Source organism: Marinomonas sp. UCMA 3892 (genome assembly GCF_012726345.1).
GTDB lineage: Bacteria > Pseudomonadota > Gammaproteobacteria > Pseudomonadales > Marinomonadaceae > Marinomonas.
Genome location: NZ_PTXN01000004.1, coordinates 61,560 through 87,119, shown reverse-complemented (window position 1 = coordinate 87,119; position 25,560 = coordinate 61,560). Strand labels below are relative to the sequence as shown.

At 42.0% G+C, this 25,560-nt stretch carries 20 protein-coding genes and 1 pseudogene; 11 read left to right on the top strand and 10 right to left on the bottom strand.

Annotated elements, in window-relative coordinates:
- Positions 1–107: 107 nt before the first annotated feature.
- From B6N13_RS06990 to B6N13_RS06975, 4 genes are all read left to right on the top strand, one after another.
- Positions 108–1,847, top strand: coding sequence for a hypothetical protein (locus tag B6N13_RS06990; protein ID WP_169458947.1), 1,740 nt, complete (start codon positions 108–110; stop codon positions 1,845–1,847).
- A complete protein-coding gene (locus B6N13_RS06985) occupies positions 1,831–3,549 on the top strand; it encodes a hypothetical protein (RefSeq protein ID WP_169458946.1) in 1,719 nt (572 codons plus the stop codon). The genes B6N13_RS06990 and B6N13_RS06985 overlap by 17 nt, the downstream gene beginning before the upstream one ends.
- Complete coding sequence (locus tag B6N13_RS06980) at positions 3,546–5,114, top strand: Fic family protein (RefSeq protein ID WP_169458945.1); 1,569 nt, start codon at positions 3,546–3,548, stop codon at positions 5,112–5,114. The genes B6N13_RS06985 and B6N13_RS06980 overlap by 4 nt, the downstream gene beginning before the upstream one ends.
- A gap of 75 nt (positions 5,115–5,189) precedes the next feature.
- Positions 5,190–5,414 (top strand): type II toxin-antitoxin system Phd/YefM family antitoxin, encoded by a 225-nt coding sequence (locus tag B6N13_RS06975; protein ID WP_169458944.1) that lies wholly within the window; start codon positions 5,190–5,192, stop codon positions 5,412–5,414.
- 230 nt (positions 5,415–5,644) lie between these two features.
- Here the strand turns inward: B6N13_RS06975 and B6N13_RS23545 are convergent, their stop codons facing one another.
- Positions 5,645–5,779: an entericidin EcnAB gene (locus tag B6N13_RS23545; RefSeq protein ID WP_169458943.1), complete on the bottom strand. Its 135-nt coding sequence runs from the start codon at positions 5,777–5,779 to the stop codon at positions 5,645–5,647.
- Between the two features lie 258 nt (positions 5,780–6,037).
- Between B6N13_RS23545 and B6N13_RS06965 the strand changes: the two genes are divergently transcribed.
- Positions 6,038–6,871, top strand: coding sequence for an ion transporter (locus B6N13_RS06965; RefSeq protein ID WP_169458942.1), 834 nt, complete (start codon positions 6,038–6,040; stop codon positions 6,869–6,871).
- A 467-nt stretch (positions 6,872–7,338) separates the two neighbouring features.
- Positions 7,339–7,470: a hypothetical protein gene (locus B6N13_RS23540; RefSeq protein WP_282434071.1), complete on the top strand. Its 132-nt coding sequence runs from the start codon at positions 7,339–7,341 to the stop codon at positions 7,468–7,470.
- A gap of 84 nt (positions 7,471–7,554) precedes the next feature.
- Here B6N13_RS23540 and B6N13_RS06955 read toward each other — a convergent pair whose 3' ends face one another.
- The 3 genes from B6N13_RS06955 to B6N13_RS06945 form a co-directional block, all read right to left on the bottom strand.
- Positions 7,555–9,264 (bottom strand): diguanylate cyclase, encoded by a 1,710-nt coding sequence (locus B6N13_RS06955; protein ID WP_169458941.1) that lies wholly within the window; start codon positions 9,262–9,264, stop codon positions 7,555–7,557.
- A gap of 379 nt (positions 9,265–9,643) precedes the next feature.
- Complete coding sequence (locus B6N13_RS06950) at positions 9,644–10,321, bottom strand: hypothetical protein (RefSeq protein ID WP_198135035.1); 678 nt, start codon at positions 10,319–10,321, stop codon at positions 9,644–9,646.
- 931 nt (positions 10,322–11,252) lie between these two features.
- The gene (locus B6N13_RS06945; protein WP_169458940.1) at positions 11,253–11,957 is read right to left on the bottom strand and encodes a DNA-binding protein; all 705 of its coding nucleotides are present in this window, start codon (positions 11,955–11,957) and stop codon (positions 11,253–11,255) included.
- 106 nt (positions 11,958–12,063) lie between these two features.
- Here B6N13_RS06945 and B6N13_RS06940 point away from each other — a divergent pair, with 106 nt between their 5' ends.
- Positions 12,064–12,699 carry a phosphatase PAP2 family protein gene (locus B6N13_RS06940; protein WP_169458939.1) on the top strand — a complete coding sequence of 212 codons (636 nt, stop codon included), beginning with the start codon at positions 12,064–12,066 and terminating at the stop codon, positions 12,697–12,699.
- A gap of 128 nt (positions 12,700–12,827) precedes the next feature.
- Here the strand turns inward: B6N13_RS06940 and B6N13_RS06935 are convergent, their stop codons facing one another.
- The gene (locus B6N13_RS06935; RefSeq protein WP_169458938.1) at positions 12,828–13,694 is read right to left on the bottom strand and encodes a YicC/YloC family endoribonuclease; all 867 of its coding nucleotides are present in this window, start codon (positions 13,692–13,694) and stop codon (positions 12,828–12,830) included.
- Between the two features lie 214 nt (positions 13,695–13,908).
- On the opposite strand from B6N13_RS06935, the gene rph reads away from it, so the two are divergent.
- From rph to B6N13_RS06915, 4 genes are all read left to right on the top strand, one after another.
- Positions 13,909–14,628, top strand: a complete 720-nt coding sequence (gene rph / locus B6N13_RS06930) for a ribonuclease PH (protein ID WP_169458937.1) — start codon at positions 13,909–13,911, stop codon at positions 14,626–14,628.
- Positions 14,629–14,871: 243 nt separating this feature from the next.
- A complete protein-coding gene (locus B6N13_RS06925) occupies positions 14,872–15,666 on the top strand; it encodes a transporter substrate-binding domain-containing protein (RefSeq protein ID WP_169458936.1) in 795 nt (264 codons plus the stop codon).
- Between the two features lie 23 nt (positions 15,667–15,689).
- Positions 15,690–18,086, top strand: coding sequence for an EAL domain-containing protein (locus tag B6N13_RS06920; RefSeq protein ID WP_169458935.1), 2,397 nt, complete (start codon positions 15,690–15,692; stop codon positions 18,084–18,086).
- Positions 18,087–18,209: 123 nt separating this feature from the next.
- Positions 18,210–18,728 (top strand): hypothetical protein, encoded by a 519-nt coding sequence (locus B6N13_RS06915; protein ID WP_012072018.1) that lies wholly within the window; start codon positions 18,210–18,212, stop codon positions 18,726–18,728.
- 90 nt (positions 18,729–18,818) lie between these two features.
- On the opposite strand, the gene ushA is transcribed toward B6N13_RS06915, so the two are convergent.
- The 5 genes and pseudogenes from ushA to B6N13_RS06890 form a co-directional block, all read right to left on the bottom strand.
- Positions 18,819–20,426 carry a bifunctional UDP-sugar hydrolase/5'-nucleotidase UshA gene (gene ushA, locus B6N13_RS06910; protein ID WP_169458934.1) on the bottom strand — a complete coding sequence of 536 codons (1,608 nt, stop codon included), beginning with the start codon at positions 20,424–20,426 and terminating at the stop codon, positions 18,819–18,821.
- Positions 20,427–20,684: 258 nt separating this feature from the next.
- A complete protein-coding gene (locus B6N13_RS06905; protein WP_048814160.1) occupies positions 20,685–21,266 on the bottom strand; it encodes a hypothetical protein in 582 nt (193 codons plus the stop codon).
- A gap of 124 nt (positions 21,267–21,390) precedes the next feature.
- A pseudogene (locus B6N13_RS06900) lies at positions 21,391–21,982 on the bottom strand (hypothetical protein).
- Positions 21,972–22,559: a hypothetical protein gene (locus B6N13_RS06895; protein ID WP_012072014.1), complete on the bottom strand. Its 588-nt coding sequence runs from the start codon at positions 22,557–22,559 to the stop codon at positions 21,972–21,974. Before B6N13_RS06895 ends, B6N13_RS06900 begins: the two are co-directional and overlap by 11 nt.
- Positions 22,546–25,437 carry a DUF2235 domain-containing protein gene (locus tag B6N13_RS06890; protein WP_169458933.1) on the bottom strand — a complete coding sequence of 964 codons (2,892 nt, stop codon included), beginning with the start codon at positions 25,435–25,437 and terminating at the stop codon, positions 22,546–22,548. Before B6N13_RS06890 ends, B6N13_RS06895 begins: the two co-directional genes overlap by 14 nt.
- Positions 25,438–25,560 lie beyond the last annotated feature (123 nt).

Genomic DNA, 25,560 nt, shown 5'->3' with positions numbered 1-25,560 from the left:
AAAAAGTTGAATAATTTCGACATGAGCTTTTCAGCTTGGTAACGTGTTATGTCGATGTCATTATCTACGGAATGTTGAATGCGCTCCTGTTTATAAGGGATTTGTTTATGGAACAATCGGAAGTAAGAAGTGCTTTGATAGATGGGATTGAAAAAGATTGTTTTTTCAAAACACTTGATGAGTTTGAGTTCAAAGCAATTCATGTGGCAGAAAGCGTCATAATTGAGGCTTTGGTTAATCTGCATAATGAGTCGATTTTGGACTTAAATGCACAGTTTCTTGAGCTGAAGAGGTCTGAGGATAGGCAAGACTTTTATAGTCTGATATTCATTTATTGTTCGGCTCTTCCTAGATTAAACTGTTCTGTCACCGATGTAGTGAGCGTCTTTCTCCGCCTTAAAAGAGAAAATATTCCTGATGCTGATTTTGAGCAAGCCTTTTTCCTATTTTGTAAACAAAATATAGATCGATCAAAAGTTGCATTACCCCATCTTTTAGAGCTATCAGAACAGTGCCATATGTTGGTATCAAACACTATAATGGCTGCGGAAGAGTTTGATTCTACGTGGGTAATGGATCAGCTTTCAGTATTAGCTCAACATCACAGTACAGACATAAGGTGGCAAGCGTATTTGGCAACGGGGCTTGTATCTCTAACTGATGGTGAGATACCAAAAATACGTTTGGAGTTATTAGAAAAAGCGTTTACTAACGAGACAGAGGCAAAAGCAAAGTCAGGAATTTTTCGAGCTGCAGGTTTTTTGGCAAAGCAAACGCCATCTCTCTGGCCTCACGTTGATCTATTGTTAGACAAGTGCCTTGAAGCGTTAGAGGTTGAACTCTTGTATGAGGCCTCCTACTTGCTAGCTCATGGCAGGAAAGACGTTCCTGATGACACTGTTCAATTATTGCTATCCTATCTAAAGCAAACCTCACCTAATCACGGTGGCATATTAAATAATCTTTCCTACTTTATAAGTGATGCAATAAAAGCGAATCACTTTTCTATGGCAGAAGAATTACTTGAAGCCTTACTATTAAAAAACGAAGAGCTTCGAATTGACGATTTTCAGTTTTTAACTCATGAGCTTGTAAATGAGCAAAGCTCGGCCTTTCTAAACCGAATAACGACAAAATGGTTTTTAATTGGAGAGGTCCAACTTTGTAAAGCATTACATGATATTGTTTTAGATACTGGCTTAAATGGCAGTGAATTATCTATTGATAAGTCATTTATACCACTCTCTGATAATGAGCTTATGTTATTAGCTCAGAAAACTGTAGGTTATTTTTATCTTCACCCTATTTCGACTATCAGCTACTTACTTTCAATAATTCCTCATGGAACACCAGATATAAAGTCAAAAATAGGGACGTTAATTTATGACCCAATACTTCTTAGCTATATGGGAAAAGGAAAAGATTACCTTGTAGAAAAATTAGAGAGTTTTGATGATGATATTCAGATAGTCATAAATAAACTTCTCTCAGACTTAGACGGCTATTGTTCTGATATTAAAGATGCTTCTGAAGTAAAGGAGTTGAGAGCGCCGCAAAGAGAAATTGACCTTTATTGGAAAAATTTTAATACAAAAATGTCTCAAAGTATCGATAAGTCTAAAAAAGGCTCAATAATGGAGTTTATTGGGACTCAGACTATTCTTTATGGTCATGATGTAATGAGTCATATCCATATGGGAAGTGAAACTAAGCGATCTATCAATACAATGCATTCTTTTTCTCATTCTTCTGAACTTCCCAAGCTTAGTGTTATTGATCCTGAAGGATTAGATATCATGCTTAGGGTTTTTCGTACCAAGAGGCTAAAAAATGAAACTGATTCTTAAGGAGTATTTAGCATCTTTGCGTGAAAGAGAAGAGTTGGATGCTATCCTTCCTGATCTGCTTAGCCAAATGGGGCTAAATGTAATTATATCTCCAACGCGAGGTGTTCCTGAGTATGGGGTTGATATTGCAGCTGTTGGTTCTTTTAAAGGAAAGGAAGAAAAGGTCTATTTGTTCTCAGTAAAGTCAGGGGATTTAACAAGAGCGCATTGGGATTCTGGCGACCAAGCTCTAAGACCATCTTTAAATGATATTAAAGATGTTTTTATTGAAAATAGGATTCCAGAGCAACACAAAGATAAACCTATTGTTATTGGCATTTGTTTTGGTGGCGATATGCCATCGTCAATGGTTGATAGGGTAGTTTCTTATACTAAGTCAAATACAACAAAGTGTATTGCGTATGAAATATGGAATGGGGATGTTTTAGCTTCATTTGTTTCTGAGTATCTACTGTCAGGGAGTTTATTGCCTTGGGATAGACAGTCTTCGCTAATGAGGAAATCATTGGCGTTAATTGAAGAACCTATTGTATCAAGTCGTCATTTTTGTGAATTAGTCCGGTTAATTCTCGAAAATGATACAGATAAAAAAATAGTTAAGAGTTTAATACAGTTAAATTTAGTGCTTTGGATTTTTTTTTCGTGGTGTAGAGATGAAGAAAACCTTGAGGCAGCCTACATATCAGCTGAGTATTCGCTTTTATTAGCGTGGGATTCAGCCAAAAAATTCCCCCGAAAGACAACGGTGAAAAGTGCTTTTGAGAATTTTTTAAAAACTTACCATACGATTTCTGATGCTTATTTAGAAAAAAGTATCTTTCCTTTTGTTGATAAAAAGCATGCTATTTCTCAGTTGGTTTCAGCGCCATGCTCTATCAGTATCAATCTTAAATTATTCGATATTTTAGGACGTTTAACCATCAAAGGTCAGTGGCTACTATTTGAACTATCTGAACTGTATAAAAAAGACGTATCGAAAAAATATGAGAGTGAAGAACAAAAGGCGATAAAAAAGCAGCTTCGAAAAGTTAAAGGAGCGATAAATCAATTAGTGATTAATAATCCTTTGCTGCTTTCACCTTACAAAGATGAGCATGCTATCGAGTTAGCAATGGCACTTCATCTTCTGTATCAAGATAATAATGATGATGGGTTTGCGGAAAGTTGGTTGGATGCAGTGGTTGATAGAGTGACTTTTTCTTTTATTACAAATGGTATGTATCCCACAAACTTACATTCTTATGAGCAACTACTAGAGCATCGAAATAAAGATAAAACGGATTCTTCTTATAAAGAGTCAGTGACAAAAGCGAGCATTCTCTATCCGACTTTAACGATACTTTGTGAGTTGTATGGCAGAGAGGAAGCAGCGAAGCAGCTAGAGGGCTTCAGCTCAGAGCATTTGAAGCATTGTACACTTCAATATTGGTATCCAAATGAAGCTTCTGAAGAGCATGTTTTTTCAGGAACAGATCAGCACGGAGTGGCAACAACTGATTTCCCCATAAATGGCAAAGCAGCTTTAGAGCATGTTGAGGAAGAGAGCCAATATTCCAATTTTTTCTGGGAGCTTTCAGCTGTGAAGCAAGGGTACTTGCCATTAGTTTTGATGGCTTGCCGACATTATCGTTATCCGGTGCCATTTAATTTGTTATTCCCAGAGAGGTTGAAGGCAAATAATCGAGAGGTAGATAAAACATGACACCTAAACTTCCCATTAATATTGACGATCTACTTCGACGACGTACTGTTGAGAGTGAGCGTATTGAGTACAAGGAAGGTTGGAATCCTGAAGTGGTTTTGCATACCTTATGCGCTTTCGCGAACGATTTTCATAACTTAGGCGGCGGTTATGTGGTCATTGGTGTCGCTGAAGAGAATGGCCAACCCAAGCTGCCTCCTGTTGGTTTAGAGCCTGCACACATTGATGCCATTCAAAAAGAATTGTTGAACCTTGGTCACTCCTCCATAGCACCACATTTCCATCCGTTAACGGCGACTTACGAGATCCAAGGAAAAACCATTTTGGTGCTATGGGCGCCGGGTGGAGAATCACGACCTTATAAAGCTAAAACTAGCTTAAGTGGAAAGAAAAGTGACTGGGCTTATTATCTACGAAAGCATACTAGTACGATTAAAGCTTCTGGAGAAGATGAGCGAGAGTTATTGAGCTTAGCGGCAAAGGTTCCCTTTGATGACCGTTATAGACAAACGGCTACACTCAATGATCTCTCTCCTTATCTGATTCGCGATTTTTTGCACGACATTAACAGTGAGTTAGCTAACGAGGCCCGTGAATTAGATATTGAATCGTTAGGTCGAAGAATGAATGTGGTTGGTGGGCCTGCTGAAATGGCTTTTCCTAAAAATGTAGGGTTATTGTTTTTTAATGAGCAGCCTGATCAGTTTTTTCCTGCTACTCAAATTGATGTTGTGTATTTCCCTGATGGCGCTGGTGGAGATCGCTTTGAAGAGAAAATATTCAAAGGCCCTCTTGGGCGTATTACCAGAGATGCTTTGGATTATATTGGCCGAAACTATCTTAAAGAAGCCGTTGTTAAACATCCAGACCGACCAGAAGCTGAGCGGTTTTGGAATTATCCGTTAGCGGCTATCGAAGAAGCGGTGGTGAATGCTGTGTACCATCGCTCTTATGAAATACGAGAGCCGATTGAAATTCGTATCGATGCTAAAGAACTGGTTGTTTTGAGTTTCCCTGGCCCAGATCGATCCATTCGATTGGCTGATTTACAGGCGGGTAATGCTGTGAGTCGACGTTATCGTAACCGCCGAATTGGTGAGTTTCTAAAAGAGCTAGATTTGACCGAGGGGCGTTCTACTGGTGTGCCTAAAATATTACGTGTGATGAAGGCGAATGCCTCACCCACGCCAGTGTTTGAAACAGATGAAGATCGGACTTATTTCTTGATTCGTCTGCCTATCCATGAGGGATTTACTGAAGTTGCAACAACTACCCCGCAAGTCACCCCCGAAGTCACCCCCGAAGTCACCCCCGAAGTCACCCCCGAAGTCACCCCCGAAGTCACTCGTCTTTTAAATGTACTCCAAGGTGAAATGGGTCGGTCTGAATTGATGGTCATGTTGGGTTTAAAAGATGAAAAACACTTTAGAGAATATTATCAGCAAGCCGCCATTCAACTGGGCTTAATTGAAATGACTATTCCTGATAAACCAAAAAGCCGTTTGCAAAAATATCGCCTAACCGAATTGGGCAAGAGGGTACTTTCCATGAAGAACACCAAATAGGAATACTGTTTGGTTTGCAGGTTGTTGCAAATACCGAGAGCACTACAACTTTTCAAGCAGGCTAGTGGAAGCTTTATGAATATTCAAACCCTGTCATACCTGAAAGCAAACGCCAATAATCTCTCTTTAGATGATCCTTTGCACATCACTCAGAACGGAAAAGAAGTGTATGTTGTACAAGACTCGAAGGCCTACTATGAGCAGCGAGAAACCATTGCTTTGCTTAAGCTGATTAACCTTTCTGAGCGGAGTTTGAATCAAAAGGGTGAACTGTCTTTGGATGAGGCATTTGATGTCTAAGCTTTTCCAAGTTGTCGCCACGCCAGTGTTTAAAACGACAATTAAATTTTATTATCTATCGAGTCGATGAAGAGGCGAACAAGGTTGTACTTATTGCTGTGATAGACAGTCGACAAAGCATTGAGCAGCTACTTTATGAAACCATGCTGGTGCTGTAGATGATGAAAAAGCCCGCTTTTACATGGTGTAAAAGCGGGCTTTTAGAATGTGGCTTTGCTTAAAAGAACGACTTATTCAGTGGCGTCATGAATCGTTTCTTTTGTGCTTTCGTAGGCTTTTGAGGAATCTTCTTTCACACCTTCCCAAGTATTGGAGCAGCCAGCTAGTACCAGTGTTACCGCAATTGCTAATAATGGAAACTTCATGTTTAAACCTCTCTTTAATATGAGTCATTACAGATTAGCAAAAAGTTTTGTAAAGAATGGTCCACTATTTTGATTTAACTTAGAACATATGGTTTTTTTACAGACTGTTTTCTATTCCCTGCTTACTGTAAACCTTATAGGAAAAATTCTTAAGCAGGTCCATGTATTGACATCAAAATAGATTGATCTTATTGGGCTCTAGCATAGAATGACGTCAATTTAGCCCTATTTAGGGATGATTTAGTATTGAGGTGATAGATGCCCAGTTCAACAGCGGTTGCAACGAATTCCATGCGTCAGCGTTTAAAGGCCTTTATTGAAAATTTGCTAGTACAACGTATTTTATTGGCCTTGATTTTAATCAATGCCGTTATTCTAGGGTTAGAAACCTCGCCTGAGGTGATGACAACCGCTGGTCCGTTTTTAATGGCATTGGACAAGGCGATCCTGGCCGTATTTGTAGTTGAGCTAGGGATTCGTTTAGCCGTACATCGCTTTGCTTTTTTCAAGGACGGTTGGAATGTTTTCGACTTTATTGTCGTGGGGATCGCGTTAGTTCCTGCTAGTGGTCCTTTTGCTGTGTTGCGCGCGCTCAGAGTATTACGTGTATTACGCGTACTTACTTTCGTGCCATCCATGAGAAAGATTGTCGGTGCCTTAGTGAAATCTCTGAATGGCATGTTGTCCATCGCCATGGTATTGGGACTCGTGTATTACGTGGCTGCGGTGATGGTAACCAAGCTATTTGGTGAGGCTTTCCCAGAGTGGTTTGGCAGCCTAGGGGCTTCTTTGTATACCTTATTCCAAGTGATGACCCTAGAAAGCTGGTCCATGGGCATCGCACGACCAGTGATGGAAGCCTTCCCTTACGCTTGGGCGTTCTTCATTCCGTTTATACTTATTGCCACTTTCACCATGCTCAACCTTTTCATCGCCGTCATCGTTAATGCCGTACAAACCATGCACGACGACGAACACAAAGAAGAGCTAGACGCTGAAAAAGCTACCCAGCAACAGCTATTGGAGCAAATGCAACAACTACAGCTGGAGTTGAAGGAACTGCGTCGGGAAATGAACAGGCCAAGAGAATAATGACTCAATATTCTGGAGCTGCTCATAACGTAGTGGTCTAGATCCTCACAAGATCAATAGCTTATCGGAGAGAAACCGTTCATTGCTCTGCACTTTGATGGCAAAGCATCACAAACCAGCTCGGCATCCGCCTCAGCGAATAACTTGCTAAACAAGAAGCGATTAATGTTTGCTGGGTTATGTATAAAAAATACGAAAAAATAGACATGTCATCAGGATTTTTTATTTTCATGTCGAAAAAGTTGGAGAATTTCGACATGAAGGCTTGTTATGTCGATGGTATCGACATAACAAAGCTCAATCCATACGACTCACCGACACTGGGCTTTGAGTAGGAAGCTTCCAAGTAGTACGCCATCCCTTGGGCTTTTGGGGCAGTATGGGCAAATCCTTCGTTAACAACACTTAGCCATACACCAACCCTGTTCAGCCTCTTCATCGCCGTCATAGTTAACGCTGTACAAACCATGCACGACAACGAACACAAAGAAGAGATCGACACAGAAAAAGCCGCCCAGCAACAGCTATTGGAGCAAATGCAACAACTCCAACTCGAATTAAAGGCATTGCGTCGAGACATTAATAAACCGCAGGAATAACAAGGCGAGCCAAATTAAATCTGTAGGCTATTACGACTTATTGGATGTTTGATGTAAGGCCGCTTTTCTCAACGTGTTGGGGCTCTAAACTTTATATACTAGAGATTGATTTCGGCCGTTTTCTTTAGCTTGATAAAGGGCTTTGTCAGCTTGGTTTATGCTGTTTTTTAGAATGGGGTTTTCTAAATCTATAGCTGCAATACCCGCGCTAATGGTGAAGTTAACGGATTGATTGTTATTGAGTATTACGGTTGCTTTTGCTAGTTCTTGTCGTATCCGTTCAACCAAGTTGAATGCTTCTCCTATTGATGTATTGGTCATCAAGATAATAAATTCTTCGCCGCCATAACGCGCTAATACATCCTGTTGCCGACATTCCGCCATTAAGGTATTGGCCACTTGAATAATGACCTTATCACCGAAGCTGTGCCCATGTGTGTCATTGACTTTCTTAAAGTGGTCAATATCAAGCATCGCTATGGCTGCGGGTTGCTGGAGCTGTTTGGCTTTCTGCAATAGATATTCTGCTTCGGTATTGAAGTGACGCCGATTAAATAGTTGAGTGAGTGAATCTGTCGACGCTAATAATTTCAGCTCATCTTGTGCAGCCTTCATGGTTTCCAATGAACGAATGCGATGCGCAATGATGAGAGATAATACCAGCGCCTCAAGCATGATACCGATGCCAACGCCGTGGCTATTGATATAAGTAAATTCGGCTTTGCCTTTGTAAAATAACACGGCCATGGTGCTAAATATGGCGAATAGTCCGTGACCCAGTAAAAAGAAAGGCGCGATAGGATGCTTTCGGATCAGCATAGAAATAGTCACAGAAACACTGACGACCATCATGATAGCTGCCAAAGTACTGGAGTAGTTAAGGGCCGTTATCATATCAAACATGCCATAAACAAAATCACAGATTAGTAAGGTCAGAATCGACAGCAGTGCCCAATGCTCTATGGGGTATTTCTTCTTAGTTTCAAAAATATTGATCATGAACAGCAGTAAGAATATAGGCATAGCAACTAACGACAAATGCCATTTCAAGGTGATCGAGCCGTACACATTAAAAAGGTCAGCGAGTAATCCATAAGAGAGCGCAACCCAAAAACCACCAGCAACTAGATAGCAGGCGTAAAAGAAGTGCTCTCTTAAACGCGAAGAAAAGAATAGCAGGAAGTTGTAGATTATCAGTGCTAATAACATGCCGACGAGCAAGGCGATGTCTGTGTATAAACCCAATAAGGCTCTTTTAGACTGGTCTTCATCGTATAGATTAAGAGTGAACCATTGATGCGAAAAAGACTGGCTTTTGACAAACAATGTTTTGTGCTGGTTCGGCTCTAATGTGATATCAAACACAGCGCTACCGCGATACATCCACTGTTGTGTCTCTTTGCGGTCCATATCAAGTACGCGCTCGCGGGTTAGCGTGCCGTTTACTATTTCATAAAGTTCTACTTTGTGATTGTGATACGCATAAGGATGGTGAAGATACACTTTAATTGGCGTCGTATTTTCGTTCTCAATTTCGATTTTCGCCCACGTCATCCTTGATGTTGTGCCTAATGACACGCCATTTGGAGATAACTGGAACTCTTGTTTTTGTATATCCGAGAAAAGCATTTTCTCTGTTTTATCAACAAAGTATCCCATCTGAAATTGCTCTAATTTTACAGATGAACCTTGAATGACTTGCGTAGGAATATCAGCCAGAGCCACAGCAGAAACCAAAACGCACCACAGCATTATAAATAAACGGGTAAAAAGTAGTGGGCGATTAAACGTCATGAATCATCTTCCGTAACGAGAGCTGTGTTGTGCATTGTTCGTTGAGGAATGCATTCTAACCGATTGATCAAAAAAAGATCGTGTGTGAATTGTTTGTATTTGTAGCGCTGTTATTAAGAAGATAATAAGAAGGGTATGGGGAATATCTGCATTTCAGATTACATTCCCCAGAGCGTGATTATTCGATGTTTTGTATCTGAATGTTTAAAATTTAAATATGATGTTGATGTATAAGGATTATTTTTAATATATGTCACCGTTTATGTCACCACTTTAGATAAAGTAACTGTTTCATTGAAAAACCGACAACTTCCTCAGTCGTATAGGTTGACGTTGACTTTGACGAGTCCATTAAATACTAATGGTTCCCAAAATTTATTTAGATACCAGCAGTGAAATCATCATGGAAGTGTTTGAGTACCTTGAATTTTATAGAGGAGTTATCGTAATCCAATACCTCTATACGAGCGCCTTTGTAGTTTATGATGTTTGATTTACTCATGTCGTACTCTACGCTATTGGTAAATGCATCACGTGCTGTACCTTTAGCGAACTCTCGATACGAGATATTAATTTTCTTACCTACAGAGCCATTATAAATTAATGTCTGCTGAAATGATTGGCTATCTGTTATCGTTCGTTTTTCAATTTTAAATAAAGCATCATAACAAGAGGCTTGTTGGTAGGAGACGGATGTAACACAAAGTTCTTCTCCTCCTGTTTTAGAGTGTAATGCAATAGGTGTGTCGATTAGACCAGCAGCATAAATGATAGTTCGTCCAGTGGTCGTTGTTACAGAGAAGTAAGGGACACCTTTATAGTCACCAATACGGCTATAAGCTCCTTGTGGTATGTTATAAGCAATACCATCAACAAAGCGCTCTAAAATTAGATAATCAGATGTAGTAGATAGCCCTTGGTTTAGCATATAGTCACCTACATACACTTCTACTACTTCCTCAACTGGAGGCTCTGAAAAGTATTCTCTTTTAGCCGTATCTGAATAATTTATGGTTGAGCAACCTGTCATAAACACTGCTAATAATAGCGCAGTCATTTTTATCGAATTCATTTGAATGGTCCTATGCTTACAGATGTTGATTCCCTTTCTCATTGAGTTGGGTTATCAGATGAGAGATGACGTTTTTATCATCAATCGTTTAATATATACCAACTATACTGATAAACCCTTTGAAAAAATAATGAAATAGGATGCGTTTTTTAAATGAATTTATTGCGCACTTTTAAGTGCTATACATAAGGTAATTTATCTATAAAAATTTAGTTAACTCATAGCCACATTCTGTCTATTATTCCCTTATATCCTCAAACAATTTCATATTATTGTTATGTCAACATAATTTTCAACTTAAATGTTGATGGCATTAAAAAATGTGGGATTCCGTATATCAGTTTTGCGCGGTCTGCTATTAGTAAAAGTCAGACTATTTTCTGACAGAAATTATCAGCGTAATACTGCATAGGCTTGGAATGGGGCAAAAATTATTTAGGAAAATTATTTAATTCTAAATTTATCGTAGAGCAGAACCCGAAAGGTTGAGTAGAGTTCAATTTATTTAGCAATCATGTTACTTCTCATTCATGAATTATTTAAATTTTAAGTCCCCTAAAAAGATTCAGCACTTGTTATGATTTTTATAGGGGGGTCTTTACCTCATTAGCTCCTCTTCCAGATGTAGCTCAGTTTATTCCTTGTCAGCACCTCAATATGCTCTATTTCCAATGTTGTATAACGACATTGTTTCATGGGGTTTGCTCGAGCTGTTCGCCTTAATTCCTCGGCTGGTGTTGAAGCGTTTTTGAGTAGCTTCGCTCTTTCGAGTATTTCCAGTTTATTAACGTAGATGTTTGCTCTGTTCATTTGGCCTCTGTAGAGGGTGAAGGTATTCCCGTCAACGGCTTGCGCCAATTATTGCTGTGCTTCGATGAGAGAAAAGTGGTGGCTATGAGCTTGAATTGTCATCATCTTAATTTATTTCTGTGGTGACTGCCCCCGCTACCTTACCTACTAATCTAATCGATTTATCAAAGTCTTCCCGCTTCAATGTCTCATCATCAAATTTGTCTGAATCACAGCACACCTTTATCTCTGTTCCTGCAAGGTTCGGCTTTAGCCTTTTTATCGTAATACCTATATTCGTTTCAATAACGAAGACACCAGTAGATATAGCTGTCTTGTTAGCCACTCTGGAAACTAGAACGACTTCGCCTACGTTTATTGTAGGCTGCATTGTGTTGTCAGGTACTTCTAAAGCGAAAAGGTTACTAAGCTCCTGCTCAGACAAAGATTTAGGTAAATATCCTTTAGGCAGAACCATGTGAGTTTCTGGCTTGGCTTTGCTCCAAGTCTTAGCTTTTGCTGAGTAGATTTGAATAGTAACCATATTTGAATCGTTATTTTCAGCCTGTACAGGCTTGCTTACGCCTTCTAAACCAAGTGCTTCTTGTGTTTCTTGGGGGAGGCTGCTTGCGTGATATTCAAAATTTACACCTCTTAACCCTGTGATTTGCCTATATTCCCAATTTTGGCTTTTCGCTTTGCGTGTCACATTTGTGGCATGCGCAGGCATACCTTTTTTTCCCGCCAATTCGGCAGCTGTAAACCATTCTTTTGTCATTATTACACCATTTCCATAGGGGTAAAAATGATTTTGAATAAATTGTGAAATCATTTTGTGGGATCTTTGTTGATCTCACAAGATTTTAAAGATATGATTTCACAACACTGACCAAGTGATATTCAAAATCTTAATTTCTTAACCTTATAAGGTAACTAGAATGTTCTCTTTGTATAACCCTGCTGAGGCTAGCTGGGGCGGATTTTTGCGCCTAAAATTCAACAAAAATAGAAAAAACATCATTTTTAATGGTTTTAAGGTCATATCTAAGATCGCTTTACTAGTTTTTCCGGTTTCTTATATCAGTGTAGTTCATGCTGATGACAGCATTATTCGTGCTGGTGACAATCTACAGATAGGGATTCCGATAGTTGCTGGTGTGATTTCAATGATGAAAGGTGATTTCGCTGGCACGGGGGAGTGGGCAGAGGGCGCTTTATGGACATCGGTTGCAACGCACACATTGAAACTTGCGGTAGACGAAGAACGTCCAAATAGAAATGATAATAATTCTTTCCCATCTGGACACACATCTGCTGCTTTCCAAGGCGCAGCCTTTCTACAAATGCGCTACGGTTGGGAATACGGTTTACCAGCGTACGCAGCTGCTGGCTTTGTGGGCTACTCACGCGTTCATGGTGACTACCATTACTGGCATGATGTCGCGGCTGGTGCAGCATTGGCGGTTGGAATTCAATACGTTATTACAGAGATGGGGCTTAGCGCTAGAAATCTAGTCATAGCGCCTATTGTCTCTGGTAAACAATATGGACTGTATGCGTCTATGAGTTACTAATATTAAGCCCCCTATAAAGATTTATCGCTTGCTATGAATTTTTACAGGGGGAAATATTAACTATGCCACTACAATTAAGAAGGGTATGGGGAATATCTGCATTTCAGATTACATTCCCCAGAGCATGATTATTCGATGTTTTGTATCTGTTCCCTCATTTGCTCAATCAACACTTTCAATTCAACGGCGCTTTGGGTGGTTTCCACGACGATGGATTTTGACGATAGGGTGTTGGCTTCGCGGTTGAGTTCTTGCATTAGGAAGTCGAGTCGGCGGCCGATGGGGCCTTTTTGTTGTAGCTGTCGGCGGACTTCTTTGGTGTGCGTCGCTAGGCGATCCAGTTCTTCGGCCACGTCGGCTTTTTGGGCCAGTAGGACGATTTCCGCTTCGACGCGCATTGGGTCTAGGTCGACTTTGGCGGCTTCAAGTTTATCCAGTAAGTTTTGCTTTTGTGCAGCGATGATCTCTGGCAGTTTGGCCTGTACTTCTATGACGATGGCATCGATGGCGTCTAAGCGTTGTTCGATGATTTCTTTCAGCTGCGCACCTTCGCGTAGACGAACTTGGATCATTTCATCGACAGATTTATTAAATAGCTCTACGACGGCTTTTTTTATTATCTCAAAGTCGCTGCCTTCGTCACTTAGAATGCCAGGCCATTGAAGGATATCGAGTGGATTGGCAGGATCTAGATCTTTAAACCAAGTACCAAGTGTTTCGATGGCATTTGCTAAGGCTTGGGCATTACTTGGATTAATGGTTAAGTTGGTAGCCGCTTTGTCTATGCCTTGGAAGCGCAGTTGGCACTCTAGTTTGCCGCGGTTTATTTTTTTGCGCAGCACGTCACGAAAAGCAAACTCAAGCTCGCGGAAATTTTCTGGTAGACGAAAGCTAGGTTCTAGGTAACGCTGATTGACTGAGCGTATTTCCCAGCTGATGGTGCCCCAATCGTATACGGCTTCTTGGCGAGAGAAGGCTGTCATGCTTGCTGTCATCTTGAGTACCTAAGTAAAAAATTAATAGAGAGACCTTTGCACGATTACCGTGCGTGCCAATACTTTGTTAAAAATAGAGGCGATATTGTAGCCTAATGAGACTGTGTTCGACAGGTTTGCTAAATGTCATGTTTTCCCATCGCTGGGGGCGCAATTTTGTGTGGGTTCGTTATAATTGCGCCTTTATGATGGTTTATCGACAGAGAGAGCAAGTATGCGTCCAAGCGGAAGAGAAGCAGATCAATTACGTCCACTTAAAATCACACGTAATTTTACCAAACATGCCGAAGGCTCGGTGCTGATCGAATGTGGCGACACGAAAGTTATTTGTACTGCGACTGTGGTTTCTGGTGTGCCGCGTTTTTTGAAAGGCAAGGGCCAAGGTTGGATCACAGCGGAATACGGTATGTTGCCTCGTTCTACACACAGCCGTATGGATCGTGAAGCGGCTCGCGGTAAGCAAGGTGGCCGTACGGTTGAGATTCAGCGTTTGATTGGTCGTTCTTTGCGTGCGGCTGTGGATCTTAAGAAATTGGGTGAAAACACGATCACGATTGACTGTGACGTGATTCAAGCCGACGGCGGTACTCGTACAGCGTCTATCACTGGTGGCTTTGTTGCTTTGGCTGATGCTATGCGTGTATTGGTTGAGAACAAAAAAGTAAAAGAGAATCCAATCGTGTCACAAATTGCTGCGATATCTGTGGGTGTCTACAAAGGCGTTCCAGTATTGGATTTGGATTACCCAGAGGATTCAAACGCCGAAACGGACATGAACGTCATCATGAACGACAAAGGTGGTTTCATTGAGATCCAAGGTACAGCAGAAGGTGAAGCCTTCAGCGACGAGCATATGATGGGTATGCTAGCAGTGGCTCGTAAAGGCATTGCAGAAATCATGGAAGCACAGCGTGTGGCTTTGTTTAGCAAATAAAAGTTGATATATAAGTGTTCGACTAAAAAGTCGGGACTCTAATTCATTTTTTTAAAATCTAGCTACGGCTAGATTTTTTTTGCCTGTTATATGGCTTGGTGGTTAGTCTTTTGCAATGTAACAATTTGCAACGAAGCAAGCTGGACGATGTATAAAGCTTGAGTCACTTTGATTTCTGCTTCATATTTGAACGACGATAGAGTACCTAGTCTTCCCTAGAATTAGAGAGGAAAGTAGAGTTTCATGAAAAGAGCTAATAATTTGTTCATTGCTGGTATTTTTGGCGGTTTGTTAATATCTGCTAGCTCTCTTTTCGCTGAAGAAATTGTTTTACATACTATACATTTACCACCTCATATTATTGATTCTGCTGAATTACCACCGCCATCAGATTTTGGGAAAGTGGAAGCTGTATATGGTTTTGATGTGGATGTGTTGCGCGCAGCGTATGCAACGCAAGGCGTTACAGTGCGAATTGAGTTAACACCTTGGAAGCGTATTATGCGTGACGTTGAGGAAGGTTTAATATTGGGCGCTGTGTCCTGTAGACAGCTTCCTGTACGTGAAAAATTCGCTTTTTTTTCAACGCCTCTTAGTGATTCAGCTAATGCCTTTGTGACTCGTCGTTCTTTCTTGGATGATGATGTTTCGACCTTAGCTGTTTTAAAAAAATTCCATGTATCTGCCGTAAATGGTTGGTCTCAGACCGATATCTTGGACAGCGCCAAAATACCTTATTCTTCTGTTTCTGGATTGGATCAGGGGATTAATCTGGTGTTGCGACGCAACCAAGATATTTTCATGACAGAACGCGACAGTGCTATTTTTGCAGCCCAGCGCATGGGTGTAATAGATCAGCTTAGTTTTTATGATGTTGCTGAGTTGGGGCTGGATTATTACTCCGGCTGTTTTAGTAAAAAATATCCAGATGCTGAAAAATGGCGTGATGTATTAAATAAGGGGTTGAAAGAGTTGGATGAGAGCGGCAAAAGGGATGAAATATTCAAGCGATATGGATTTTCATCTTTGCCTAATTAGCAGCCTATACACCGCGAGGGATTATGCTACCACTGCACAAACGTCTATCTTACAAACAAGCTAAATGGGCATTAGTGCTGATATTGTTGCTTAGTCTGTCGATGAGTACTTTTCAAATTTTTATTGATTGGCAGGATGAAAAAGCCACTATCCAGAATCAAGTCATGTCGACTTTACATATTGTCGAAAATGCCGCGACGGAAGCGGCATATTCTTTAGATGAAGAGCTAGCTAAAAAAGTACTGACTGGATTAATGCATTCAAACAGTTTTTATAAAGCGCGCTTGGAAGATGATTTAGGTACTGAATTAGCAAGTACATATCGCTCTTTAGACCCTTTGTCGTTACGTTGGTTATCTGAAAAAGTATTTAGCGGTTTACCTCAACACTTTAGTTTGCCATTGATGCGTAACAACCATTTGTCTGTTGGAACTCTTATGGTAACCATTGACAGCGGTACGGTAACCAATAGCTTTATCCGTCGCAATATTCGGTTAATAACAACGTCATTAATATCGGCCTTTTTACTGGGTGCAGCGATGTTTATGCTGTTTTATGTGCAGATATCGCATCCACTATCACGACTAATTGATCAATTGGGCCAGTTAGAAAGAGAAGATAATGATCCCGCACAGTTGAAATTTAAACAAACGGCTCGAGAGGATGAATTAGGGATTTTAGCCCGTACTATTACCGCGCTTTGGCATAAGCGGAAGAAGGTCGAAACTGAGCTGGCGAAAAGCGAGGCGTACTTTAAAGCGGTTTTGCATCAGTCCAGTGAATGTATGTTGCTGACGAACTTGAAAGGCCAGATATTAGATTGTAATAGCGAGACGTGCCGTTTATTAGCTTACGATAAGCCCACTTTATTAATGTTAACCATTCAAGATATTGATCCTGAGCAAACGCCTAATTTACTTAGAGAGTGGGCGGATAATTCACTGGGTGATCCCAAAATATTTGAAGCGCACTATCATCGCAGTAGTGGTGTAAGTTTTCCGGTTGAAGTGTGCGGAAACATTATTACGCTGGATCATGAGGCGCATTTTTTGGCATCTTTTCGGGATATTACACAACGTAAATTAGACCAAGAACAGGTTAAGTTTTTGGCTTATTACGATGCCTTGACCAATTTGCCTAATCGACGATTTTTAAATCAGAATATCGAGAAAGTCATCACCACGGCGCAGAATAATGGCCATATTGGTGGCTTGTTGTTTATCGATTTGGATCGCTTTAAAAATATCAATGATTCCATGGGGCATCACGTTGGTGATGCGCTTTTGGTGGAAGCCTCAAAACGTATTCTAGCCTGTTTGTCACAAGCTGATATTGCGGTCCGCATGGGCGGTGATGAATTTGTGTTATTGATTCCTGTATTGGGAGATAACGCCGAAGAAGCTCAAAGCAGAGTCACTTTATTGGCAGAAACCTTGCTGTCACAGCTATGTCAGGTGTTTCGTTTAGAGCAAACGGATTTATTTATCTCTGCGAGTATTGGTATTAGTTTGTTTCCTTTTGATGGTGCGAATGATGCGCAGATATTACGTCAAGCTGATACTGCCATGTACGAAGCGAAAGAAAGCGGCCGTAATGCATACCGTTTTTATCGACAAGAAATGCAGCAGCAAGTTGCCGAGCGAGCTGCGTTAGAAAAAGCTCTACACCGTGCGATTAGCAACGATGAGTTTTATTTAGTTTATCAGCCTCAAGTGAATGAGCATGGCCAATTGATAGGCTTTGAAGCACTCATTCGTTGGAGTAATGAAGAGCTGGGATTAGTGCCGCCAAATCGTTTTATTCCAATAGCGGAAGAAATTGGTTTAATTTACGACGTTGGAAACTGGGTTCTAGAAAATGTCTGTCAGCAATTAAAGGCGTGGCAAGATATTGGCCTTCCGCCGACATTTAAAGGTGTGGCGATAAACATCAGCCCGTATCAGTTTGCCAAGGAGTGCTTTGTTGAAAGCGTCTGCGATGTGATCGACCGGACTCAAGTGGACTCAAGCTTGCTCGATTTAGAAATCACCGAAGGTATGTTGGTCGAAAATATTGCTTCTGTTGCTGAGAAAATGTGGCGACTTAAAGAGCATAATATCCGTTTTTCTATTGATGACTTTGGAACTGGGTATTCTTCGCTGCGCTATTTACAGCATTTTCCTATTAACCAGCTAAAAATTGATCAGTCGTTTGTTCGAGATCTGACTAGCGATCCTCAGAGTCATGTCATTATTAATACGATAGTGTCTATGGCGACACATATGAACTTGTCAGTACTTGCAGAAGGCGTAGAGCATCAGGTAGAAAAAGACATTCTGGAAAACATGGGCTGCGCGAAATATCAGGGTTATTTTTTCTCTAAACCTGTAAAAGCTGATACGGCAACTCAATATCTCTCTAGCGATATCACTTTTCCGTAACATCACCAAAACGTTTAACAGCAAGAATGGCGTTAAATGTCAGTCATTGTGCGCGTTTTTGCGCCTTACAAGTTTCATTGACTCTGCGATTATCTATTCACAATAAAAATAAGGAGAAGCAAGGTGAAGAAACTGATTGGTGTTGGAATAGTTGCCGCTATGGCGCTTAGTTCAGGTGCGCAAGCATCGGGCGATGTTTTGGCAGGGAAGTGGATATTGCAAGACGCAGATAGCACGCAGGCCAAGTTGGACGAAGCGGTTGAAAATGTGGCGCAAGAGATGAATTTTTTTATTCGTGCTTTGGCGCGACCTGTGTTGAAAAAGCAAACGCAAATTTGTCAGCAATGGACTTTAGGTTGGCAAACCGAACAGTTCCAGTGGCAGTGTGACGATGCTAAAGCCGATAACATACCGCTTACCGCTAATGGCGAAGTGATTAAGAAAGACGAGGAAGATATTGAGATATCAGGCACCTACCAGCAAACAGCAGATTCCGTGGTGGTGATTCTTGAGTCCGAGCGAGGCAAGCGCACCAATACCTGGAAACAGGTTGGCGAGAACGAGTTGCTGTTCACCGTTAAATTAGAATCTGAAAAGCTACCGACACCTTTGACATGGTCCTTGTCCTATAAAAAGGAGTAACTCTTTTGCTAAGCTGTTTCTCTTAAGGTGACTAATAAGAAAGCCCCAATAGATGTCTATTGGGGCTTTCTAGTGGGCTTTGTCTTTCTATTAACGCTTCACAGCACCTTTTGGAGCGAATTTAGCGCCATCAAGTGGTGAGTTCTTTTGGATATATTCCACTAGAACGTCTGCATCTACATAACCTGAGTTAACGTAGTTTGGATGATTAACAATTTTAGGGTAACCATCACCGCCTGAAGCAGAGTAGTTGTTCATCGCGATGCGGTAAGTTTTGCTAGTGTCTAGCGCTTTACCATTCACCATGATGTTCGTCGCTTTGCCATCTTTAAGCGTCAAAGATACACCGCTGAATTGGGCAAATGCACCTGTTCCTGCTTGTTTTGCTGCGGCAGCAGAAAGGTAATCAGTTAGCTCGTCAGCTGTGAAGTCAACGTAAGAGACCATGTTACCGAAAGGTTGAACTTTCAATACGCTCTTATAAGTAACAATGCCTTTTTCTAAGTTGTCGCGGATACCGCCAGAGTTCATTACACCGATATCAGCATTGACTTTTTGTTTCATGGCAAGAGCAATCAAGTTACCTAGATTGGTTTCTTGATTACGAACCACGCTGCGGTCACCAACGAAGTCTGTGTCAGAGAAGCCAATCTCGATATTAAGCTCCTTCTGACCTTTTTCTTGGAACGGCGTTAGCATTTCAAGCATGGTTGGATCTTGGGCGATTTCGTCTTCAATGAAAACACGTTCAGATTTACCGTCTGCATTAGTGACTTTTTTCTTCAGGTTAACCGGAATAAGTTTGTATTGAGACCAAACAATTTCACCATTTTTATAGACGAAATCTAGACGGCCAACGTATTTACCCCATTCATGGGCTTGAAGAATCAAAGTGCCATTTTGCTCATCAGGTTGGAACAAAGGATTCTGAGAGTGACCACCGACAATCACATCGATACCAGGAACAGTACGTGCAAGTGTTACGTCACCTGGTGCGTTGCCGCCGTAGTTACCATCTTGGTAGTGACCCATGTGAGTAACCGCAACCACTAAGTCAGCTTTTTTACGCAGTTCAGGGATCAACTTTTTAGCAACAGTAATAGGTGATTCGATTTTGATGCCATCTAGGAACTCAGGGTTGCCCAGTTTCGCCGTATCGTCTGTAGTGAAACCAACGACAGCGATTTTTAGATCATCCACTTGGAAAATTTTATAGGCTTCAAACAAAGGTTTGCCAGTTTTCGCATCCAAAATGTTTGCAGAAAGGAAAGGGAAGCCTGCCCATTCTTGTTGCTTCTTCAGTACAGAAAGCGGGTTGTCAAACTCGTGGTTACCCAATGCCATGGCATCGTATTTCAACATATTCATGCCACGGAAATCTGGCTCTGCGTCTTGTAAATCAGACTCTGGCACACCTGTGTTGATGTCACCGCCGGATAGCAATAGGGAATTACCATCGTCTAGCGCGACTTCTTCACGAATGTTGTCGATCAAGGTTTTACGAGCGGCCATGCCGTATTCGCCATTGCCGTTTTGCCAGAAACGACCGTGATGGTCATTAGTGTGCAAAATAGTGACTCGATATTCTTTGTCTTCTTGCCAATCTGGTTTTTGCGGTCCCATCATAGAACACGCAGTCACAGATAATGCGACACCAGTAATGGCCAGTTGCGTGATAAAACGCTTGGTAAAATTCATGGTTTGATTCCTTTACATGATATTAGTCGGCAGTTCTTCGATTCGAGATAACCAAATGCCACTATGGAGTTGCTTTTTTGATTACGGTTCTAAAATGTATCTCAAATTTGTGACAAGTTCGAGAGACTGTGCAGTAATTTTGACCATTTGTGCAATAACTTGACATTTTTGTTTAAAAAAAGCCAGCCACAGTAAAAAGGTTGTGACAGGTTTGCTTAAAAGGTTAACCGTTTAGCGTGGCAAATGATTAAAGGTCACTTAATTTTCATACGGCGAATCTGGGAACGGGGTAAGTGACATCTCGCCTTTGCCGTCAAATAGCACAACGACATCTAAACCTTTTATTGGGGAGTCAATCACCCAACCATTCGGGTCAGCACCTTCTTTACCGCTACAATCTGCACGATGAGAAGGGCAATATAATGTATAAAAAATTCTAACTCTTTCTCTCTCTACCAGTACCTGCATCGAGCCGGTTTTACCTTTAAAAAACTGGTAATAATTCCTAAGAGTCCGAATCTTCTTCTCCGCCAGTTCGCTGTCGATGTCAGCGGAAATGCGATAATAGGCTTCCTCTTTATTCCAGCCTTTTACCCAAAAACCTTCAATGTGCTTGGGCACCCCCATACGGCCAATGTCAGCACTTTTACCTGGGTAACCATTCACCGCACCATAACCAAAGCCGCCGCCACTGCCTAGCACATCGCTCACAGAAATAGAAACTAAGTAATAAGGGCCATCTAAACTACCGGCGTTGCCAATACTGGCAACATAAAAAGGTTTTTCTTCACACCCTGTCAGCATAAGTAAAGTGGTGAGGATTAAGAGCAGCTTATTCATTGTCGTAAATTTCTCTTGTCGGTAAGTTGAGTGGCGCATGAGGCTGATAACGTTTAAAGGCCGATACATTAGCAATGGCATTGACTATCAATTGGGACACCACAAATAAGCGGGTTAAAAAAACTTAATCTTCATAAGGTGAATCAGGAAACGGGGTAAGTGACATCTCGCCTTTGCCATCAAATAGCACGACGACATCTAAACCTTTTATTGGGGAGTCAATCACCCAACCATTCGGGTCAGCACCTTCTTTACCGCTACAATCTGCACGATGAGAAGGGCAATATAATGTATAAAAAACTCTAACTCTCTCTCTCTACCAGCACCTGCATTGAGCCGGTTTTGCCTTTAAAGTTTTGGTAATAATTCCTAAGAGTTCGAATCTTCTTCTCCGCCAGTTCGCTGTCGATGTCGGCGGAAATACGATAAAAAGCGACATAGCCACGCGCATTGGGATTTTGTTTCGCCCAATAGCCTTCAATATGCTTGGGGACTCCCATACGACCAATATCGGCACTTTTTCCAGGGTAACCATTGACAGCGCCATAACCAAAGCCGCCGCCACCGCCTAACACATCAGCGACACTAATCGGTCCTATAACATAAGGGCCATCTAAACTGCCCGCATTGCCAATACTGGCGACATAGAAGGTTTTTTCCTCACACCCTGTCAGAATAAGTAAAGTGGCGAGGATTAAGAGCAGCTTAATTTTCATACGGCGAATCTGGGAACGGGGTAAGAGACATCTCGCCTTTGCCGTCGAACAGGACGACTACATTTCGAACCGATTCCGGTGCTTTTTCCACCCAGTTGTTTGGGTCAGCATCAGGTTTGGGAGTGCAATCATTCAGATTAGGAGAGCAGTAAAGTGTATAGAATAATCGAACTCTTTCTTTTTCAACTAATACCTGCATGGTACCTTTTTTTCGTTCAAAGTGTTCATAATAGTTCCGTAGAGTCCGAATCTTTTTCTCCGCTAACTCGCTGTCGATGTCGGCGGAAATTCTAAAATACGTAGTTACATCCTCTTCATATTTGGCCCAAAAACCCTCAATATATTTTGGCACTCCCATATGACCAATATCGGCACTGGCTCCTGGATAGCCATTAACCGCACCATAACCAAATCCTGCACCACCGCCTAATACATCGGACACTGACATATCTCGAATACCGTATTGCCCATCTAAACTGCCCGCATTGCCAATGCTAGCGACATAGAAGGGTTTCTCTTCACATCCTGTAAGCATAAGTAACGTGATGAGGATTAAGAGTAGCTTATTCATTGTCATAGATTTCTCTCGTAGGTGTGTTCAATGGCGCATTGGGTTGATAGCGTTTAAAGGCCTTAACATTGGCAATACCATTCACTTGACTATCGATTGGGTCACTGCAACCGGGGTTGATAACACTATCATGGGAACGGTGGATGCAGTTATCGGGTAGATTTGTCAGCCAATCTTGTGGTGCAATTTTTCCTATAGGCCGTGCCGCTAATTTATTCCACAATGATTTTTGAGCAGAGTTATCTTCATAATCGTGCGGTAGTCTGTATTCATGTTCGAACCATTCTACTCCAAAACGCTCCGCCTGCTGCTTCATTCGCTCTTGAGCCAATCCAGCAAGGCTGGCATCGATGGGCTGTAGGCGGTAGAAGTATAAAGTAGCGTCTTCTTGCTCTACTTTGCCATGTTGTTTATAGGTGGCTTTGCATTCTGTTGACCACTCTKTTTGGTGGCGMAGTTGTTCTTGATAAAACCACTTATCAAAGTCTACAAGTCTGCCTTTGTARGCATATTCCTCTTTTTGATCTTGATAAGACAGGGTCTTAATAAGCTCTCTGTTGTAGGTACTCTTTATAGGGATTCCGTAACGCTTTGGCAGATCGGTCTTATTATATTGCTCCACAAAAGGATAACCACCGCCCACATCCGTATGAGCCCCGGGGAAGACTTCTTCATAAAAGTTGGGTGCGAGTTGCCCGCGGGTTTTCAAGGAAGTAAGAGGGAAGTTAATTCTGTATTCATGGTGAGCGCAGATCTGCAACGCATGACCCACATCCGCGGAGTTGATATGCAAGTTAAATACACCGTTATCCTTATTACCTGGCAAGTAAAATGAGCCTACCGTATCAAACAAGCCTAAAAAACGCACACTGGCACTGCGTTGGGTGTCCGCTTGGTAACCCGTATTTGGATTGTATTTATCCCCTTCCGTTGTGCCCAATAAATTAGGCGTAATCCGGTTCGTATCTTTGCCTGAACGATGCTTAGTGTAATCGGGCAATCCCATTTTTAACGCATTGACAAAGTGTCGTGCTAACGCAGCCCCACGGCTAAACCCGAAGACATCAAAGGAAAAGTGTGTAATCGATTGATATCGTTTTTTATCGATCAAATCGACAATAATTTGTTGTAGCTGATCGAGTAAAGTCTGCCATTTCTGAAAGGCGCCATTGTCATCGTAAAGACCCGTTGCACCAGACAAGCGACTTTCGTCTTTACCTTCGTCGATCATTTGGGGCGTTTGCCATGCTCCATCCACCGTGCCGACTCCCGAGACATAAATCTTTGCCGATTCGCCTGTTTTTTCTGGGTAGGCTTCAAATAACCTAGCGATGTTGGTACGGGATTTGTCGCCATGTTCTTCTTTATACGCGTCATTTCGGTTGTTTTGCGCTGTGCCATCAAAAAAAACGCCGATGCGTAAGATGTGTTCCGGTTTGACGTTGACTAAGGGTAGGCCTTTTTTGACCTTACGTTGTTCTAAGGGCAGAAGCGGCGCGCCATAGGCGAAAGTGAAGCGTTTTTTATCACTGACGTAATGACTGTTTTGTGCGCTGTTGTAAGTGCTGGGGGCTTCGGGTGGCGTTTCAAAACGCTCGAACTCGACCGGCGCTTCGGCCTCATTTTGGGTAATGGTCAGTACATCGCCTACTTTTAGCGCGCTGGGGTTGGCATTGTAACTGGGGTTCTGCTCAAGTAGTGCTTTGGCGGATAAACCGTATTGGCTGGCGATGTCAGGCCAGGTTTCACGCTGCTGAGTAGCGGGATTTTCTGCCACGGTATGATAAATCAGGTTACTTTTGGGGGCGGCTTTTTGGTAAGCGTCTCGTGGTAATTCGGCAGCTTCGGAAGCCGCTAAAATGGCTTCTGGGTCCAGTCTTACTCCCTGTTCGTCTAGCCAGTCGCTGGAAAGGTGGTTTAACTCGTCATCCGTTAAGGATTCGCTTCGATACAACAGATGTTGATCGGTCACGACCTGACCCGCGATTTTCCAATAGATGAGTAGATAGAGACTGGCGTGACGAAAGGCGTCTGTGTTCTTGTTATCCGGCAAAGGGCTTAGTGTGCCATCGTCCAAGCATTGGTATTTTTGAACCAGCTCGGTGCCTTTGAAATGGTACACATACCCCGCGGTGGCAAAGGCCAAACGCTCGCCAAGTTGCACTTGCGGCATGACCGGAATAAAGGCGTCCCCGATTTTACCTGAACCAATGGGCACCAAGGCCACGTTTTTGCGTGAGGTTCCCATGGCCCGATGAACCGCTTGGATCTGTAAATGATGAGGCTTTTTATTCGTAGTGGTGATGGTGTATCGGGTGCCGTATCGAGTTGGGGTGGCTTGCCAATCTTCTTTCGTCATTTTGTTCTTGGTGTCGTAGAGCGTCACACTGAGCTCAACGGGATGTTTGGGCTTGTCCTTAGAAAAAGTAATTTCCAGATTGTATTCGGCAACGGGCTCGGTGGACTCGTGTGAAGAATCCCGTGCGCGAATAACGGGCTCGGGAGTGTAATCAGGTTCGATAGCAGAATGCAGGTTGCCTCGATTATTGGCTTCGGAAGATCCTGACCCTTGACCCATCATGCTAAGGCGTTGCGTCACCGCACCTAATAATCCTGCTGGCAGAGTGTCTTTTGTGTCAGGGTTAATTTGCCACTCACTCTTGCCAAACTTCTTACGCTCTTGAACCAGTAACGATTGGGCGGGATGATCGGTGAGTAGAGCGTATTCGCCAGAATGAATCTTATCGATCAGGGTTGCGGTATCCCAGCCTTTGGGTAAGGCGGGTTGCAGCTCGCGCTCATCAATATGCGCTAAGTCGCGACCTTCAACGTACGCAAAATCCATTGCCATTAAGCTATCCAGCTTAATCAAACGGTATGTCATGGACAAATCCTTGTCATTCATTATCAAATATGAGAAATGGGGACGATTTTACCCTGCAAGGAATTGTGTAGTAAATGAAAGGTGGTGTAAGGGTTGAGTTAATTTTTTGTTATTTTTCAGTCA